This is a genomic window from Isoptericola sp. Y541, from assembly GCF_059445465.1.
Map to the genome: position 1 here is coordinate 1 of NZ_JCAIUJ010000008.1, position 16,172 is coordinate 16,172.

Here is a 16,172-nt window from a genome sequence, read left to right on the forward strand (position 1 = left end):
CACCGAGATCACCGCCGCAGCACTCGTGCTACTCAACCTTCAACGCGGGACCCGGCGATCACGCTGGTGAGAAAACCTCTCGGAGTCCATGTTCCACTGCGGGCACCCCATCCGGCCGAAACGCAGGCTCGAGTGCATTTCCACGACGGCTTGACCCGCTGCCCGATATTCGTCCGCCTTGTGAGATGCGCTCGATCGGGGTAGGTCACGGGTCGCTCCTCGGGGCCGGCTGTCTTTGGTCGGTGTCCTGCGGGGCGGTGCGGAGGATTTCGATTCCGACGGCACGGCCGCCGTGCTTGCGTAGCCGTCCTATGAACGTCACGATCATGAATAGGCGGAACCGGTCGCCGTATTTCGCTGTCAGTACACGTTTGGCCACGCGTAGCTGCGAGGGCGGAAGTACCCTGGCCCGGCCAGCGTGCCAGTCTCCGGTGGGCTCGCCCTGGAAGGTAGATTGTGCGATCTGTACGTGGTCGTTGCGGCCTATGCGCCTGATCTTCCACGATCTGCTCGGTGTGTAGCCGTACCAGTGTCCGTCGGATGGTGCGAGCCAGATTGGGGTCGTGACGGCCGATCCGTCCTCACGGAAGGTTCTCAGCGCGAAGAACTGATCACCGCGCGGATCGTGTTGAAACTTCAATGCGATCGACACCTCTCCTGTGGAGTGTAGATGTGTGGTGCTCGTGCAGCTGCTGCCAAAAGTCACAGCGATGTTCCGCGTGGCAATCAGCTGTGTGTATGGCGTGCAGCCACCCCATCACCGGAAGCGGTTCGCGGGCGCGTCTTTTCGGGGTGGTCACGTGGAGGAACAGGCAGCCCTCCGAAGACATGCTCGCGAAGGGGCTGGAGTCGAGCCGCACCGCCGGGTCTTCGGGCGGTACCGCGGAGATGCTGGTCATCGCGGCCAGAAGTGCTTTCGCAGCCCAACGCCCGCGAGGTAGCGGTTGTCTCATGTGGGTGTCTTCGGTTCGGTGGCGTTGCTTGCGGGGTCGGCCGCTCGGGCACTCAGCCCGCTCCACAGGCCGACACGAGTGAAGTAGAGGTGCTGAATGATCTGCAGGATGACGAACGTGCCAGCCCACAGCGCTCCGCCAAGCCCTGGGACGATATCGACCGGCAACGTGTAGGCCATGATTACACGCACGGCCGCGTCGGCGATGAGCCCGACTCCCCAGAAGACGGTGGCCACCCGCCACGTATGACGAAATCGAGGATCGCTCTGCCAGTACTCGCCCCAGGTGCCCACGGCCAGCGTGGCGCCCATCGTGGAGTTCCGCAGCATCGCCCAGGCAATAGTGAAGGCCAGTGGTCGTGCAAACCGCAAGCTCACCAGAAACGCCGCGCCGATCGCCGCGGTGAACCAGGCCTCTTTCGCCAGCAAGAAGCGTGCGCTTCCAGTGACGAAGGTCAGGACGACGCTGCCGGCCAGGACCGTCAGCACGAAGATGCCGATTGCGTCCACCTTGCGCTGTCGGATCGCGCGGTAACCTATGGCCAGGGTCGTGGGCACGCCTGCGATAATCAACGCCGGTACCGGGTCGAGCCCCGCAGCGCGCAGCAGATAGAACCCCGCGACGGGGACCACGAGGTCCATGAGCAGGGTGCTGAGCATGCCGCCCATACCGGTTGGCCGGCCCCGCGCGGAGTCACTCATTCCGGTCGCCAACGTTCCGGGTCGCGAGGTCGAACAGCGTCACCAGCTCGTGGATATAGCCATCTAGATCCAGCTCGGGTTGATGGGCGAACAGGAAGACGGGGCCCTCGACCGAGCGTTGGAGGCTGGTAGCCATCACCCGGATATTGAACTCGCGGAACTCCCCGGTCTTCTGCCCCCAGCCCAGGATGTGCTCGATCGCCGAGGCCGCCTCCCGTTCGGCGTCCTCGTCATAGTCGAGGCCGCCGCTCACGAAGATATTCATCAACGCCTGCATCTGCGTACGGTGCGTCGCGGAGAACCGAACGTTGCTCTCGATATAGGTGCGCATTGCGGCTGCCGCGGTCGACTGCCCCTCGAGCCGCGCGGTCATAAACCCCTGCAGGTGCGAGTACACCGTGACCACGACCTGCTCGACGAGTTCGCGCTTGCTCGCGAAGTGGTACGAGATCAACCCGGTGCTGGACAGACCGGCGCGCGCTGCGATCTTCGCGAAGGACGCGCCCGCATACCCTTCGGCCGCGATGGCCTCGATCGCCGCACTGACGATCTGCGTCCTTCGTGAGACTCCCGTCGAACCTGTTGCTTGCATGAGCAAAACCATAGCTTGCTCGACCAAGCAACCCACCACGGCACGTCGGTAGGCGGGCGGCGAACGACGAACGCAGGCGGGCCCCAGCACCACCGACGCTGGTCACCGTACGGTTCGCGCGAAGCTGGCTTCGTCGCGCACCCGGCGGTGACGATCGAGTTCCCGGCTCTTCGCCGATCCGGCGGGGGATCAGGTCGTGAGCCCTCCGGCAGCGAGGAGCATCCGTAGCCGGCAATTGTCTCGGTTGCGATAGCCGCGGGCACTCGCGCCCGGCGGCGATGGGCTCCGGGATGATGTACGAACCGGAACGGCCGGTCCCGCCAGCGACGAAGACGCGCACGCTGCTGCATCAGCTACGTGCCCGTCCCGGACCTGGCGCCCGACCAGGTGCACCTCGCGATGGCGGCAGCGCGCACCTCGCCGATGGCCGGCGGCTTCTTCACCGCGGCTCGGGAGACGGCAGAGATCACGGCGGAATGCGGGAACGATGAGATGTGGCAGCTGGGAACCGAAGGGCATGCGGCTGATCGGCTGACCCCCGAGCCACACGCCATCTGAAGTGAGCCACTCGGCGAGCTGCCGCCATAAGGTGACCTCATGACTTCTCCGGACGAATCGCAGGGCGCCGGGGTGTCCCGATCGAACCCGACCATCAGCGACGTCGCGCGCCATGCCGGGGTGAGTCCGATGACGGTGTCGCGGGCCCTTTCCGGGACGGAGAACGTCAGCCCGGGGATGCGTCGCAAGGTGGAGGCAGCTGCCAAAGCCCTGGGATATCGGCGGAACGAGAATGCGCGCAGCCTGCGGCCCGGGCACAAGAGCGGGTTGGTGGGGGTCGTGATCACGAACCTGTCGAACCCCTACTACGCAGGGGTCCTGGACGGAATCGGCGAGATCTTCGCCGAGGAGAACCGCCAGGTGGTCGTCGGCGCCTCCCACGAGGACGTGGAGCAGGAGGCGAAGCTGGTGGCCGACTTCGTGGGGCGGCAGGCAGAGGGCCTCATCGTGGTCCCGGCCGGCGGAGGCACCGACCATCTGCGGTCCGAGCAACGACAGGGGGTTCCGCTGGTCTTTGCCTCCCGCCGACTGGAGGGGGTGGACGTCGACTCCGTCCTCGTCGACGACGTCCGGGGTGCGGAGGAGGTGACGGCGCAGCTGCTGGCCGAGGGGCACCGCCGCATCGCCTTCATCGGCAACGCCCTGTCGGTGTTCACCGGTCACCGACGGTTCGAGGGTTTCGAGCGCGCCCACCGCCTCGCCGGCGTCCCGGTGCTGCCGGAGCTGGTGCGACGCGCCCAGCAGGACGTGCGCTCCGCCGAGATCGCCGCCCAGGACCTGCTCGCGCTCGACGAGCCCCCGACGGCGTTCTTCAGCGCCAACAACCGCAACATGGTCGGGGTGGTGAAGGCGGTGCACGCCGCGGGCATCGAGCGTGGCGTCGACCTCTTCGCCGCGGTGCGGCTCGCCGGTTTCGACGACTTCGACCTCGAGGAGCTCGTGCCGGGCGACATCTCGATCGTCACGCACGACGCCCGCGAGCTCGGCCGCACCGCGGCCGAGCTGCTGCTCATGCGGCTGCAGGGCAAGCGGACCGACCGCCCGACCCGCACCATCGAGCTCCCCACGAGGATCCGCACCCGCCGTCGTCGGCAACCGTTGCGCGGATAGGCGACGCCGGACCCGCGGTGCCCGCGGGTCCGGCGAGGGCCATTTCTATCGATCGTTCCCGAAGAGCAGGACCGCGGCCGTCTCCAGCGGTGCCAGCTCCACGGCGACCTGGTCGTCCGTCACCGGCAGGTCTGCGACCCGGTCGCCCAGATAGGTCGCCCGGGCGGCGGCAGCGACCGCGAACCGCGGCCGCACGCGGACGACGACCGGCTCCTCGGCGTACGACTGCAGCTTGACCAGGCGCGCGCCGGCCGGCCCGTCGTCCGGCACCGTGACGGCGACCAGGCGGACCCGGTCGTCGTCCAGGTCCAGCAGCTGCCACTGCGCCGGCGTCGGCCCGTGCCCGGCACCCGAACCACTCGTGCCACCCGTGGCGAGGACGCCGACCAGCGGGTGGGTGATCTCCGCGGCCGTCCGGTTCGCCAGGGCGGGCGTGGACACCTCCTCGCCCGCGCGGCGCACGCCGATGGCGTAGCGGAAGGTGGTCTCGAAGGCCTGCTCGGCCGGGAAGTTCGTGTCCCACACGTTGTTGTGCACCCAGGAGTAGACGGTGCCGGGCTGTCTGGGCGACATGCTCTCGGGGAACGGCGCGTAGGGCAGCGCGACCACCTCGGGGTGGATCAGCGGGGCGTCCGCCGTCGCCCAGGCGATGGCCTGCTCCGTGTCCTCGACGGTGACCCAGTGGCGGATCGCCTTCATGTGCTGCGGCGCCCCCGGCAGCTCGGCCATGTCCGGGCCCGTGAGCCCGCCGGTGATCTCGTAGCGCGTCCGCGGCTCGTGCACGTCGAACGGGAAGGCGAAGAAGGCGCTCTCCTTCGCCATCGTCGCGGGCTTCGCCAGCCGGTTCTCGATCTCCAGGTGTGCGGCGTCGTGCGGCAGGCGCAGCGTGACGCGTGCCCAGTCCACGCCGTCGGCCGGGAACTCGTACGTCACGCGCTGCTCGAGCGGGGTGCTGGTGTGCTCCAGCAGCACCGCGGGCTTGGCGAGCGAACGGTGGCCGAGCAGCTCGAGCTCCTCGGACACGGACGTCTTGTTCGACTGGTGGTTGAACCCGGGGGCCGACGTGTACGTGTCATAGAGGTAGGCGTTCATGCCGACCACGGCGTCCTGGTCGACGATCTCGCGGCCGGTCGCCTTGTCGTGGATCGAGGCGATGCAGCTGCGGCGCAGGTCGACCTCGACCCGCAGGTGCGCATTCTCGAGGATCACCGGGCCGGACGCCGACGCGCTCTCGGGCCGCAGCTCCCCACGGGGCTCCCCGCCCTCCGTCGCCGGGTGGACGGTGAGCCGGACCGCCCCGGCGGCCGGCACGCCCGGCACGCGCAGGCGCAGGAACTGGCCGGCGGCCCGGTGCACGGGGTTCGACTGCGGGACCTGCTCGCTCGGCAGCACCTCCCCGGTGCGGCCGTCGCGGACCTCCAGCGCCGCGTCGAGGGCGGCCCGGCTTTCGCGGACGAACAGGGTGACCGTGCTCGTGCGTTCGAGTCCGGTGGGGTTGACCACCTGATAGGTGGCGAGGGCGTCGGGCTCCTCGGTCAGGCCCGCCCCGGCATAGGCCACGGCGGTGTCCAGCAGCAGCTCGGCGCCGTCGTAGGCCTCGAGCGACCGGGCGTACTTCCAGTGCCACTGCTCCTGGCCGGCCCTGCCTCCCGAGTCCGAGGCCTGCCACGGGTCCATGGCGCCCCAGGTGTGCTCGTTGAACATCGAGATCGCGCCGTACACCTCGCGGGACCGCGCGGCCTCGTCCGGGATGGAGCTGCCGGCGAGCTCGCGGCCGACGGCGTTGACCATCTGGGCGTCGGTCACCAGCGACTGCGCCCGACGGACCAGGGCCTGGGGGTGGGCCGCGCTCCCGACGCCCTCGACCCACCAGTCCCCCCAGTCGCCGGTGAGGGTCGGGATCTCCTCCCCTACGCGCTGCTCGGCCTCGCGGAAGAACTCGGTGTTCGTGGACGTCCGCAGCCGCGGGAACTCCCAGGTCTCGTTCCACTGCCGCGCGATGTCCGCGTGCAGCAGCGTGGGCGGCGCGTTATCGCCGGAGCGGCCCAGCACCCGCAGGTGCAGCACGTCGTGCGGGTACGGCTCGCGGTCCGTGACGGCGGGGCCGTGCCACCCGAACGCCCCGGGCCCGTAGGGATAGGAGTTGGCGACCAAGGAGGTCAGGTAGGCGGGCAGCAGGTCGTCGACCGTCTGGTAGTCCGTGGTGAACCCGACCGTCGCCCCCTCGTTGTACGCCAGGCCGTGCGGGGAGTCGGTCATCCACACCAGCACGCTCTCCCCCGACGGCGCGCGCCACCGGAACAGCCGCGGCAGGTGCTGGCCGCCGATCAGGTGCGGCACCGAACGCCCGGCCCAGTTGTGCGCCACGGAGAGGTAGGAGACGCCCTGCTGCGCGAGCGCGGCGGGCAGGCCCACCGGTTGGCCGGGGACGTCGGTCTGCATGGCGGCGGCGATCTCGACGCCGTGCTGCTGGCGCAGCTCACGCGAGAAGCGCAGGAGCTCGTGCAGCTCGTCGGTAGAGCACGTGTCCAGGTGCAGGTTGTACGGCAGGGCGGTCAGCTCGATCTCCCCGGCCCGGACCAGGTCGAAGAACTCCTCGACCTGGGCGCGCGGACGCGCGTCGATCCACGCCGCGAGCGGGTAGAGCGCCTCCAGCGACCACCGGAACCTCGCGTCCTCGGGCCGGTCCCGGGAGGCACGCGCGAGGTCGAGACAGGAGTCGAGGAAGGCGAGCTGCTCGCGCAGCACCCGGCCCTGCGGGTCGGTGTACCCGATGTCGTAGTGCGAGTGCTGGACGAGGTGGATGGACCACTCCCGGACCGGCTCCTGGGCGAAGGTGAGCGCGGCGTCCGTGCCCAGCCCCGGCAGCTCGAGCGTGACCTTGGTGGTCTCGTCGACGGCCGGCAGCAGCGCGCGGGCGCTGCCGCCCGGGCCGGGCAGCGTCGACGCGGGGCCCGACGTCCCCGCGCTGCTGCGCACCAGGATCTGGCCGAGGTCGACGGGCGCGTCGACCTCGAGGCGGATCGACTGGAGCAGGCCGTCGTCGCCCCGGCGCAACAGCGGTTCGGGGATCACGCGGAGGCGCCGGCCGCCGAACACGCCTTCGGCGGCGACGGCGCGGTCGACGAGCCCGGAACGAGCTCGCTCGAGGGACCAGGGTCGGTTCTTGACCAGTGCGGTTGTCATCCAGGAATCCCCATCAAGGTGAAGGTGCGGGTCGAGGTCGGTCAGGGTCGGTCGAGTCGGTCGTCGGGGTCAGGGCGCGAGGCGCAGGGCGCTCACGAAGAACCTCTGGAAGGTGAGGAAGAGGAGCGCCGTCGGCACGGAGGCGACGATGCCGGCGGCCAGGATGACGGGCGGGCCCAGGCCCGCGTACTGGCCGTTGAGCTCGGCCAGCGCGGCCATCAGCGGGCGCACGTTCGGGCTGGTCGACAGGGTGATGCCGAACAGCAGGTCGTTCCAGGTGGCGAGGAACTGGAAGAGGAAGGCGGCCAGCAGGGCGCCTCGTGCCAGCGGCAGGTGGATGCGGAAGAACATCATGATCCAGCTCGCGCCGTCGAGCTGGGCGGCCTCCATCATCTCCTTCGGCGCCGTCGTCATGTAGTTGCGAATGACGAAGAAGGCGAACGGAATGGCGACGGCCGTGTAGATCAGCAGCATGCCGTACTGCGTGTCGTAGAGGGACGACGCGGCATAGCCGTTGAACAGCGGCGAGAGGAAGACCTGCAGCGGCAGGAGTGTCCCGACGTAGACGATCCAGAACCACAGCGCGGGCCGCTTCACCGGCATGATCACCACGGCGAAAGATGCCAGCGCGGCGATACCGACGGAAAGCACCCCCGCGCCCGTGGCGTACAGCAAGGTGTTCCACATCGCCTGGCCGATGGCGGAGGCCTCGAAAGCGACGCGGAGGTTGTCCAAGAACGAGAAGGACGTGAACCACCATCGCGGCCCCGCATAGTCGGCGGGGGAGGTGAAGGCGTTCACCACCGCCAGATAGGAGGGGATCAGCCAGACAAAAGCTACGACTGCGAGCAAGGCACCGTGCAGTCCTCGTCTCATCGCTACGCCCCTTTCCTCAACGGTTGGTCCGCAGCTGGCGGCTCAGGTAGACCCAGGAGGCGGCGAGCACGATCACCGTGAGCACCACGGCGACCGCGGCCCCGTAGCCGTACCGGCTGAGCGTGAACGTCTGCCGGAACATCGTCAGAGCGAGCGTCTCCGAGGCCGTCCCCGGCCCGCCCTTGGTCAGCAGCCAGACGATGTCGAAGGTCTTGAGGCTCGCGACCAGGGACATCCCGATCACGACGATGGTGATGGGCTTCAGCTGCGGCAGGATCACGCTGCCCAGCAGCCGCAGTCCGCTGGCCCCGTCCAGCCGGCCGGCCTCGATCGTCTCCGTGGGGATGGACTGGAGCCCGACCAGGAAGAGGATCATGTTCGCCCCGGTGGCCTGCCAGGTGGTCGCGATGATCATGACGATGGTGTTCATCGGCCAGTCGAGCAGCCACTCCTGCTGCAAGCCCGAGAGCCCGAGCAGGGCGAGCATGTCGTTGACGGCACCGTCCGACTGGAGCATGAAGTTCCACAGGATGGCCGTCGTCGCGCCGGACAGCGCGTACGGCAGCACGACCGCGAAGCGTGCGATGCGCCCCCAGCTCATGTTGTTGGTGCCGACGGCGATCAGCAGTCCCAGCAGCACCGGCAGCAGCAGCGTGCCGACCGTCCAGATCGCGGTGTTCAGCAGGGCACGCGTGAACGACTCGTCGGTGATCAGGGAGATGTAGTTCTCGAGCCCGACCCAGCTGCGTTGCAGGCCGTCGTCGTTGAAGAAGCTCCGGTACGCGGTGAACGCGAACGGCAGGAAGAGCAGCACGGTCACCAGGAGGACCGCCGGGGCGAGGAACAGCGCGAGCTGCACGCGGGTGGCGGTTCCGGGTCTCGCGGGGGCAGCCGCGCCGGGGCGGCCGCGGACGCCCTTGCGGTACCGGGTCACAGCTCCCACCTCTTCCACTCGGCCTCGGCGCGGTCCTGCATGCGCCGCAACGCGGAGCGGGCCATGCCCGACGTCGGCTCGGCCATGAATGCTCCGAGCTCCTGGACGTTGCCCTCGACCATCACCGGAGGGGACGCCTCCCAGTAGCGGGTGGCCAGGAGGGGCTCGGCGTCGGCGACGGTCGCGCCGAACTCGCGCACCGCCGGGATCGACGGCAGCGCCGCGGGGTTCGCCGACAGGTCGCCCAGGAAATCGACCCAGGCGTGCTGCACGTCGGTGTCCAACCACGATCCCGCCACCGCGAGCGCCTCGTCCCGCTTGTGCGCGTTCTCCGCGACGGCGAGGGCGCCGCTCTCGGTGAGGAGGGTGAGCGGCGCCGACGGGTTCTTCGGCGGCACCATGAACAGGCCGAAGACGTCACCGAGGCCTGCCCGGACGTAGGAGTTGGCGTCCCAGGTGCCGTACAGGTGCATCCCGGCAGACGCCTCCTGGAAGCGCCCGGGGTTCTCCGTCCCTCCGGTGTCGGGGGACGAGAACAGGCCGCGGTCGTACATCTCGACCCACGTCTCCATCGCCTCCACGGCGACGTCGTCCAGGTACGACGCGCGGCCCTCGGTCAGCTCCGTGTAGAACTCGGGATCGATGCCGTTGACCAGCTGCTGGAACCAGATGAGCGATTCCCAGGTGTTGATCCCGCCGCTGATGATCGGGGTGATCCCCGCGTCCCGGAGCTCCTCGGCGACGGCGATGAGCTCGTCCCAGGTCTGCGGCTCCCGCAGGCCGAGCTTCTCGAACGCGGGCCTGCTGTAGTACATCGCGTAGTAGGACTGGTAGAGCGGGACCGCATAGGGCCTGCCCTCGTGGCTGAAGCTCTCGCGCATGCTCGGGCTGACCCAACCGTGCGACTCCGCCTTGTCCCAGGCTTGAGACAGGTCGACGAAGACCCCGCTGCGTGCCACGTCGCGCAGCCGATACCCGTTCCACCACTTCACGAGGTCCGTGGTGGAGTCCGTGCGCGCAGCCGTCCGCACGATCTGCTGGTAGCTGCTGGTGTCGGGATTGGCGCGCACGGCGATCCCGTGGCCGACCTTGGCGCTCAGCACCTCGGCCGCGCTCGTGAAGCCGGGGGTCCAGCTGGGGTTGTCGCTCGTCAACGTCACGTCGGGGCCCGGCGCGGCCCGGGTGAGGGACCCGCGTGCGCACCCCTGCAGCAGCGCGAGTGCGCCCGCGACTCCCGTGGTGCGAAGAAGTGCACGCCTGCTGATCGCGTTCGGAATCCGTGTCGTCTCTGACACCAGGTCTCCTCTCGGGGTGGTGGCACCCCCGGCAGCAGGACAAGGAGGCGCCACGCGGAGCGGGTCGGCGTCACGGTAACGTTACCAACGCGAGCGGCGCAAGGACCGCGCAGACGCACCGAGCGCTCGCTACGGGCTCGACGTCCCGACCACCGCGCCGATCATGCTGGCCCGTTCTGCCGGCAGGACGCCTCGCCGGATGCGGGCCGCGGTGCCCGTCGACGCCGTGAGCTGGCTGCGCAGCGGCGGGAACAGCAGATCGGCGGACTCCGCCATGGAGCCGCCGACGACCAGCCGGTCCACCCCGAAGCGCACGAGCCACGGGGCGAGGGCCCGGCCGAGCGTCCGCATGCCGGACGCGAGGACGTCGGAGGCGTGCCGGTCGCCCACCCGAGCGCGCCCGGCGATGTCCGCCACGTCCGCGTCGCGACCGGTGCGGTCCCGGTAGGACTGCATCAGCGCGCGGCGGGAGACGCGCTCCTCCAGCGGTACGCCGTCGACCTCGACCGTGTGGAGATTCCCGTCGGTCGGCACCTCCGACCCGGAGCTCACGCACCGCCCGTGGTCGATGAAGGCGCTGCCGACACCCGTGCCGAGGGTCAGCGCGACGCAGCGCCCCGCGCGCTCACCGGCTCCGGCCACCCACTCCCCCAGGCCGAACGCCTCGGCGTCGTTGAGGAAGCGCAGCTTGTCCGGGGGGCGGCCCCAGCGCTCCGCGAGCGCGGCGCGGACGTCGACGCCGCTGAGCAGGCCGAACTTCGCGACTCCCCGGAAGTCGCCGACGCCACGGGCGTAGTCGAACGGCCCCGGGATAGCCACGGCGACGCCGTCGGTCCCTCGGCTGTGGTCGCTCGCGCACTCCGCGATGCGGTCCAGGAGGTCGTCCACGCCGCCGTCGGCGTCGAGCGGCACCCGCCGCTCCTCGTGGATGCCGAGCGCCGGGTCGACGATCGCGGACGACACGTGCGTCCCGCCGATGTCGACCGCGGTGACCGTCCCTGGTAGCGTTACCAACGCCGTGCCCCCCTACGCGCCTGGCCTCGTTCGCTCGCGCACCTGCGAGCTGCAGGGGCAACGGTAGCGAGCGGGAGTGCGGTGGCGGCCCCGCCGGCGGCCTCGCGCGCCCTTGTAGGGTCGGGCGATGGGCGTGCGGAACTACCTGGTCGAGGGCGTTTCCGGCACCGGCAAGACGTCGGTCGCCACCGAGCTGCAGCGGCGCGGGTTCCGCGCCGTCCACGGTGACCGAGAGCTGGCCTATCAGGGCGACCCGGAGACCGGCGAACCCACGGGCGGCTTCGCGCACGAGCACCACGTGTGGCGCGTCGACGCGGTGCGGGCCCTGGTCGCCGACCAGGAGGACGAGGTGACGTTCTTCTGCGGCGGCTCCCGGAACTCCTCCCGGTTCATCGACCTGTTCGACGGTGTCTTCGTCCTCGAGGTCGACCTCGAGACGCTGCTCCGACGCCTCGAGCGGCGGCCGGAGGACGAGTGGGGCGGGAAGCAGGCGGAACGGGACGTGGCGGTGCGCCTGCACCGGACGAAGGAAGACATCCCGCCGGACGGCATCGTCGTCGACGCCACCCGGCCCCAGGATCGGGTCGTCGACGAGATCCTCCGCCGAGCGGGTGCGTCGACCGTTCCCGTTCCCGAGCCCGAGACCGTGCTCGAGACCGAACGGCTGCTGCTCCGGCCCTGGCACGTGTCCGAGGCCGCGATCCAGCGCGAGATGTGGGCCGAGCGCGACCCGCGCGTCCCCGCGCACCGCCGGATCGACGCCGCGGGGCGCCCGTCCCTCGCGGACGTCGAGGGCTGGATCCGCCAGGGCTCGCCCTCCCGGTCGCTCGAGCTGCTGGCGGCGGAACGGAAGGGCTCCGGCGACGCCATCGGCTACTGCGGGCTGATCGCCAACACCCACGGCCCGGCCGACGAGCCGGAGCTGGCGTTCGAGTTCCTGCAGAGGGCCTGGGGTCAGGGGTACGCGACCGAGGCGGCCCGGGCGGTGCTCGACCGGGCGCGGGAGTCGGGGTACCGGCGTCTGTGGGCCACGGTCCGTGACTGGAACGCCGCGTCCCGCCGGGTGCTGACCAAGGTGGGGTTCGTCGAGACCGGCCGCGTGGAGCGGGACGAGGCGCACGGGGACTCGCTGTTCCTGGCGAAACGGCTGTGACCAAGCCGGACCACGGTCCTCCGCCGCTCCCGACCCAGCGCCTCGGCGCCCGCGGCCAGCTCGTGCTGTTCGTCACGGTGCTCGTTCGCGAACCATGCCACCGTCACGTCCGGTCCCGCCGAGCAGGCTCTGCACCTGCCGGTGGTGCCCGGCCCGCGGTAGCGCGGATGTCACACCACGATGACCCGCCCCGGGGGAAGATGGCCCCATGACGCTCACGGAGTTCCTGCTCGCTCGGATCGCTGACGACGAGGCCGCGGCTGCGGACGTCGACGACCGGTGGTCCACTCGGGCGGCGGCCGAGTGCGAGTCGAAGCGGCGCGTCGTGGAGCTGGCCTACGAGGCCACCGGGCTCGACATGACCGTGGACCTCGACCGGGCCGTGACGGCCCGCACGGAAAGCGGGATCGCCTTCGTCGGCGACCGCATCCTCCGGTCGCTCGCGCTCCCGTACGCGCGACACCCGGAGTACCGCACGGAGTGGCGCCTCTGACCGAGGGGCGCTCCGTCCCGGCCGACCTCACGCCCCCGCGCGCGAGTTGGGCCGGGACGCGGCACGGTGGTCCGGAGGCCCCTACCCACCCCTGCCAGGAGGCGTCATGGACCACCGTCGTTCCGCTCGCCCGCTCCGGCCAGGGCGGTCGGGCCTGTCGAGACCCGCCGCCGGCCTCGCCGCCCTCACCCTGGCGGCCACCACCGCCCTCGTCGGGTCCACCGCGGCGGGCGCCCACCCCCGCGACGACGAGAAGGTGCCCACCGCCGTCGGGTACGGGGGCGCGATCAGCACCGTGGACCCGGAGGCAAGCCGCGTCGGGCTGGACGTGCTGCGCAAGGGCGGCAACGCCGTCGACGCGGCAGTGGCCGCCGCGGCCGCGCTCGGCGTGACGGAGCCGTACAGCGCGGGCGTCGGCGGCGGCGGGTACTTCGTCTACTACGACGCCCGCAGCGGCGAGGTGCACACCATCGACGGCCGCGAGACCGCCCCGGCTGACATGCCGAACGACGCGTTCATCGACCCGGCCACAGGCGAGCCGTACCCGTTCACGCCGGAGCTCGTCACCAGCGGAGTGTCGGTCGGCACACCGGGCACGCCCGCCACGTGGGATGCGGCGCTCGACGAGTGGGGCACGTACTCGCTGCGGAAGGCGCTCAAGCCCGCCACCCAGCTCGCGCGGCGCGGGTTCGTCGTCGACCAGACGTTCCACGACCAGACGGCGGACAACGCCGAGCGCTTCGCCGCCTTCCCCGCCACGGCCGAGCTGTTCCTGCCGGGCGGCGAGCCGCCCGCGGTCGGGAGCACGTTCCGCAACCGGGACCTCGCGCACACGTACGACCTGCTCGCCAGGCGCGGCACGGGCGCCTTCTACGGCGGCCGGCTCGCCGCCGAGATGGTCGGCGTCGTCCAGCACCCGCGGACCACCCCGGGCACCGACCTGCCGGTCCCGCCCGGCCATCTCGACCTCGACGACCTCGCCGGGTACGAGGCGCTGCTCCAGGACCCGACCCGCTCCGACTACCGCGACTACGACGTCTACGGCATGGCCCCGTCGTCCAGCGGCGGCTCGACCGTCGGCGAGTCGCTGAACCTCCTCGAGACCTTCGACCTGGCCGCCATGGACGACGCCGCGTACCTGCACCACTACCTGGAGGCCAGCGCGATCGCGTTCGCCGACCGCGGCAAGTACGTGGGTGACCCCGCCTTCGTCGACGTCCCGCTGGACACCCTGCTGTCGGACGACTTCGCGGCCGAGCGGGCCTGCCTCCTCGACCCGGAGACGGCGGCGATGAAGCCGGTCGCGCCGGGCGACGTCGACGCCGACGACGCCGAGTGCGGCGAGACCGTCGCCCCCGTCGAGACCGACACGGAGAACGTCTCGACGACCAACCTCACCGTCGTGGACAAGCGCGGCAACGTCGTCGAGTACACCCTGACGATCGAGCAGACAGGCGGGTCAGGCATGGTGGTGCCGGGCCGCGGCTTCCTGCTCAACAACGAGCTCACCGACTTCTCCCCCGTGTGGGACGCCGCCGACCCGAACCGCATCCAGCCCGGCAAGCGGCCCCGGTCGTCCATGGCGCCCACGATCGTGCTGCGCGACGGCGAGCCCGTGCTCGCGCTCGGCTCCCCCGGCGGCTCCACCATCATCACGACGGTGCTGCAGACGCTCACCAACCACCTCGACCGCGGCATGCCGATCGGCGAAGCCCTCGCCGCCCCGCGCGCCGCGCAGCGCAACACCGCGTCGGTCACCGCCGAGCCCGAGTTCATCGAGGCGTACGGCCCCGCGCTCGAGGCGTACGGGCACACGCTCGTGGCGGCGGGCGACCAGTTCACGTCGGCCGCCGAGATCGGCGCCGCCACCGCCGTGCAGATCGGGGACGACGGCCTGCTGACCGCCGTGTCCGAGCCGCGCCGCCGCGGCGGCGGCGCGGCCATGGTGGTGCGCCCCGTCCGCTGAGCCCGTCATCGTCGGTCGAGCCTGTCGAGACCACGACGGGCTCGACCGCCGACTCCGACGCGGTCGCGCCCCGGCTTGGCGCCGTCCTCGACATCGGCGGCCTGCAGCCAGCTACGCCAGCACGACTCGCTGATGCCGAAGCCCTTCGCGACCTGCGCGACCCGGGTATCGCCCTGCCGAGCGATCGCGACGACGTCGTCGCGGAACTCGTTGGGACGGGGTCTGTCTGGGCACGGGACACATCCCTCCAGCAGCGCCTCACGGCACCACACGTGGGGCGTCACCTCTCCGTGCACCAGTCCCGTCGAAGCGCGGAGCACGTCGTGCGGCATAGTTCGCCTCTGACCGAAGTGTCCAGCATTTACGCTGGACGGCATGAGTAGTGCTGTTGACGTCGAATCACAGGTTGGTGCTGACGGCTTTGTCGTGATCGAGCCGAACATTCTGTATTTCGGAACCCCGGTGGTGTTGGTCACGACCGAGAACTCCGACGGGACGTTCAACCTCGCGCCGATCTCCTCGGCATGGGCGCTGGGCCACACCCTGGTTCTCGGGATCGGCTCAGCCGGTCAGACCGTCGCGAATCTTCTCGAACGACCTGAGCTGGTCGTAAGTGTGCCGTCCGCGGGGTCGTGGGCGAACATTGAACGGCTGGCGTCGTTGACGGGGCGGTTCCCGGTCCCGGCGAGCAAACCCGCTGGAATGAGGTTCGAACCGGACAAATTCGGTGCCGCGGGGTTGACCCCCGCCCCGTCCGCGACGGTCCGGCCACCGCGGGTGGCGGAGTGCCCGTTCCAGCTCGAAGGTGAAGCCGTGAACGTGATCCCTGGGGCAGCGGGCGGGTTCATGATCATCGAGGTGGCCGTGAGCCGGGTCCACGCCGCTGAGCAGATCGTGGTGCCGGGCACCGGCCATGTGGATCCCGGGGTATGGGAGCCGCTGATCTACAGCTTCCGTCACTACTTCGGACTCAGCACCCAACTCGGGCACTCCTACCGCTCCGACACCCCCACCACGTCCACGGCTGCGTGATCGCAGCGCCGGGCTCGCCACCGGATACCGCGGACGACTCGCCGAACCACCCCGCGCGATCCGCATCGTCACGAACCTCGAGCTCGACCGCCTGGGACGGTCACCGTGAATAGTCCTCTTAGCGTGGAAGTCATGACGAATTTCCTTGCCACGACACAAGTCGCATCCAGTGCTGAGGTCGAACTCAACGGGATCTCCGCGTGAGCGCCGCCGGCTGATTGCGGCACACCAGCATCGCCCGCGGCATGGGTGACCTCTCACTCTGGCCCGACCCTTGGTGTGTCGTCGAGGGACGTCGCTGCAGGGTGG

The 16,172-nt window shown here is 70.4% G+C and carries 15 protein-coding genes and 1 pseudogene; 7 read left to right on the forward strand and 9 right to left on the reverse strand.

Annotation, left to right across the window (positions count from 1 at the left end; all coding sequences use genetic code 11):
- Window positions 1–205 precede the first annotated feature (205 nt).
- The 3 genes from AC1C2V_RS16430 to AC1C2V_RS16440 form a co-directional block, all read right to left on the reverse strand.
- A complete protein-coding gene (locus AC1C2V_RS16430; protein WP_495390717.1) occupies window positions 206–706 on the reverse strand; it encodes a PPOX class F420-dependent oxidoreductase in 501 nt (166 codons plus the stop codon).
- 243 nt (window positions 707–949) lie between these two features.
- Window positions 950–1,612, reverse strand: coding sequence for a VC0807 family protein (locus AC1C2V_RS16435; RefSeq protein ID WP_495390718.1), 663 nt, complete (start codon window positions 1,610–1,612; stop codon window positions 950–952).
- Between the two features lie 34 nt (window positions 1,613–1,646).
- Window positions 1,647–2,246, reverse strand: coding sequence for a TetR/AcrR family transcriptional regulator (locus AC1C2V_RS16440; RefSeq protein ID WP_495390719.1), 600 nt, complete (start codon window positions 2,244–2,246; stop codon window positions 1,647–1,649).
- A 357-nt stretch (window positions 2,247–2,603) separates the two neighbouring features.
- On the opposite strand from AC1C2V_RS16440, the gene AC1C2V_RS16445 reads away from it, so the two are divergent.
- The 3 genes and pseudogenes from AC1C2V_RS16445 to AC1C2V_RS16455 all read left to right on the forward strand — a co-directional run bounded on the left by AC1C2V_RS16445 (window position 2,604) and on the right by AC1C2V_RS16455 (window position 3,914).
- Window positions 2,604–2,804 carry a hypothetical protein gene (locus tag AC1C2V_RS16445; RefSeq protein WP_495390720.1) on the forward strand — a complete coding sequence of 67 codons (201 nt, stop codon included), beginning with the start codon at window positions 2,604–2,606 and terminating at the stop codon, window positions 2,802–2,804.
- A 39-nt stretch (window positions 2,805–2,843) separates the two neighbouring features.
- Window positions 2,844–3,020 (forward strand): annotated as a pseudogene (locus tag AC1C2V_RS16450) (LacI family DNA-binding transcriptional regulator); the annotation flags it as partial.
- 63 nt (window positions 3,021–3,083) lie between these two features.
- Complete coding sequence (locus AC1C2V_RS16455; protein ID WP_495390875.1) at window positions 3,084–3,914, forward strand: substrate-binding domain-containing protein; 831 nt, start codon at window positions 3,084–3,086, stop codon at window positions 3,912–3,914.
- Between the two features lie 45 nt (window positions 3,915–3,959).
- Here the strand turns inward: AC1C2V_RS16455 and AC1C2V_RS16460 are convergent, their stop codons facing one another.
- The 5 genes from AC1C2V_RS16460 to AC1C2V_RS16480 form a co-directional block, all read right to left on the reverse strand.
- Window positions 3,960–7,100, reverse strand: a complete 3,141-nt coding sequence (locus AC1C2V_RS16460; protein WP_495390721.1) for a glycoside hydrolase family 38 N-terminal domain-containing protein — start codon at window positions 7,098–7,100, stop codon at window positions 3,960–3,962.
- 69 nt (window positions 7,101–7,169) lie between these two features.
- Window positions 7,170–7,904 carry a carbohydrate ABC transporter permease gene (locus tag AC1C2V_RS16465; protein WP_495390722.1) on the reverse strand — a complete coding sequence of 245 codons (735 nt, stop codon included), beginning with the start codon at window positions 7,902–7,904 and terminating at the stop codon, window positions 7,170–7,172.
- 88 nt (window positions 7,905–7,992) lie between these two features.
- A complete protein-coding gene (locus AC1C2V_RS16470) occupies window positions 7,993–8,910 on the reverse strand; it encodes a carbohydrate ABC transporter permease (RefSeq protein ID WP_495390723.1) in 918 nt (305 codons plus the stop codon).
- Window positions 8,907–10,205 (reverse strand): ABC transporter substrate-binding protein, encoded by a 1,299-nt coding sequence (locus tag AC1C2V_RS16475; RefSeq protein WP_495390724.1) that lies wholly within the window; start codon window positions 10,203–10,205, stop codon window positions 8,907–8,909. The genes AC1C2V_RS16470 and AC1C2V_RS16475 overlap by 4 nt, the downstream gene beginning before the upstream one ends.
- Window positions 10,206–10,334: 129 nt before the next feature.
- The gene (locus AC1C2V_RS16480; protein ID WP_495390725.1) at window positions 10,335–11,219 is read right to left on the reverse strand and encodes an ROK family protein; all 885 of its coding nucleotides are present in this window, start codon (window positions 11,217–11,219) and stop codon (window positions 10,335–10,337) included.
- A gap of 127 nt (window positions 11,220–11,346) precedes the next feature.
- Here AC1C2V_RS16480 and AC1C2V_RS16485 point away from each other — a divergent pair, with 127 nt between their 5' ends.
- From AC1C2V_RS16485 to ggt, 3 genes are all read left to right on the forward strand, one after another.
- Window positions 11,347–12,372 carry a GNAT family N-acetyltransferase gene (locus tag AC1C2V_RS16485; protein ID WP_495390726.1) on the forward strand — a complete coding sequence of 342 codons (1,026 nt, stop codon included), beginning with the start codon at window positions 11,347–11,349 and terminating at the stop codon, window positions 12,370–12,372.
- A gap of 208 nt (window positions 12,373–12,580) precedes the next feature.
- Window positions 12,581–12,865, forward strand: coding sequence for a DUF6221 family protein (locus AC1C2V_RS16490; RefSeq protein WP_495390727.1), 285 nt, complete (start codon window positions 12,581–12,583; stop codon window positions 12,863–12,865).
- 106 nt (window positions 12,866–12,971) lie between these two features.
- A complete protein-coding gene (ggt, locus tag AC1C2V_RS16495; RefSeq protein WP_495390728.1) occupies window positions 12,972–14,831 on the forward strand; it encodes a gamma-glutamyltransferase in 1,860 nt (619 codons plus the stop codon).
- Window positions 14,832–14,836: 5 nt separating this feature from the next.
- Here ggt and AC1C2V_RS16500 read toward each other — a convergent pair whose 3' ends face one another.
- Complete coding sequence (locus tag AC1C2V_RS16500; RefSeq protein WP_495390729.1) at window positions 14,837–15,163, reverse strand: transposase; 327 nt, start codon at window positions 15,161–15,163, stop codon at window positions 14,837–14,839.
- 43 nt (window positions 15,164–15,206) lie between these two features.
- On the opposite strand from AC1C2V_RS16500, the gene AC1C2V_RS16505 reads away from it, so the two are divergent.
- Entirely contained in the window at window positions 15,207–15,863 is a 657-nt protein-coding gene (locus AC1C2V_RS16505; protein WP_495390730.1) for a flavin reductase family protein, read from the forward strand.
- Window positions 15,864–16,172 lie beyond the last annotated feature (309 nt).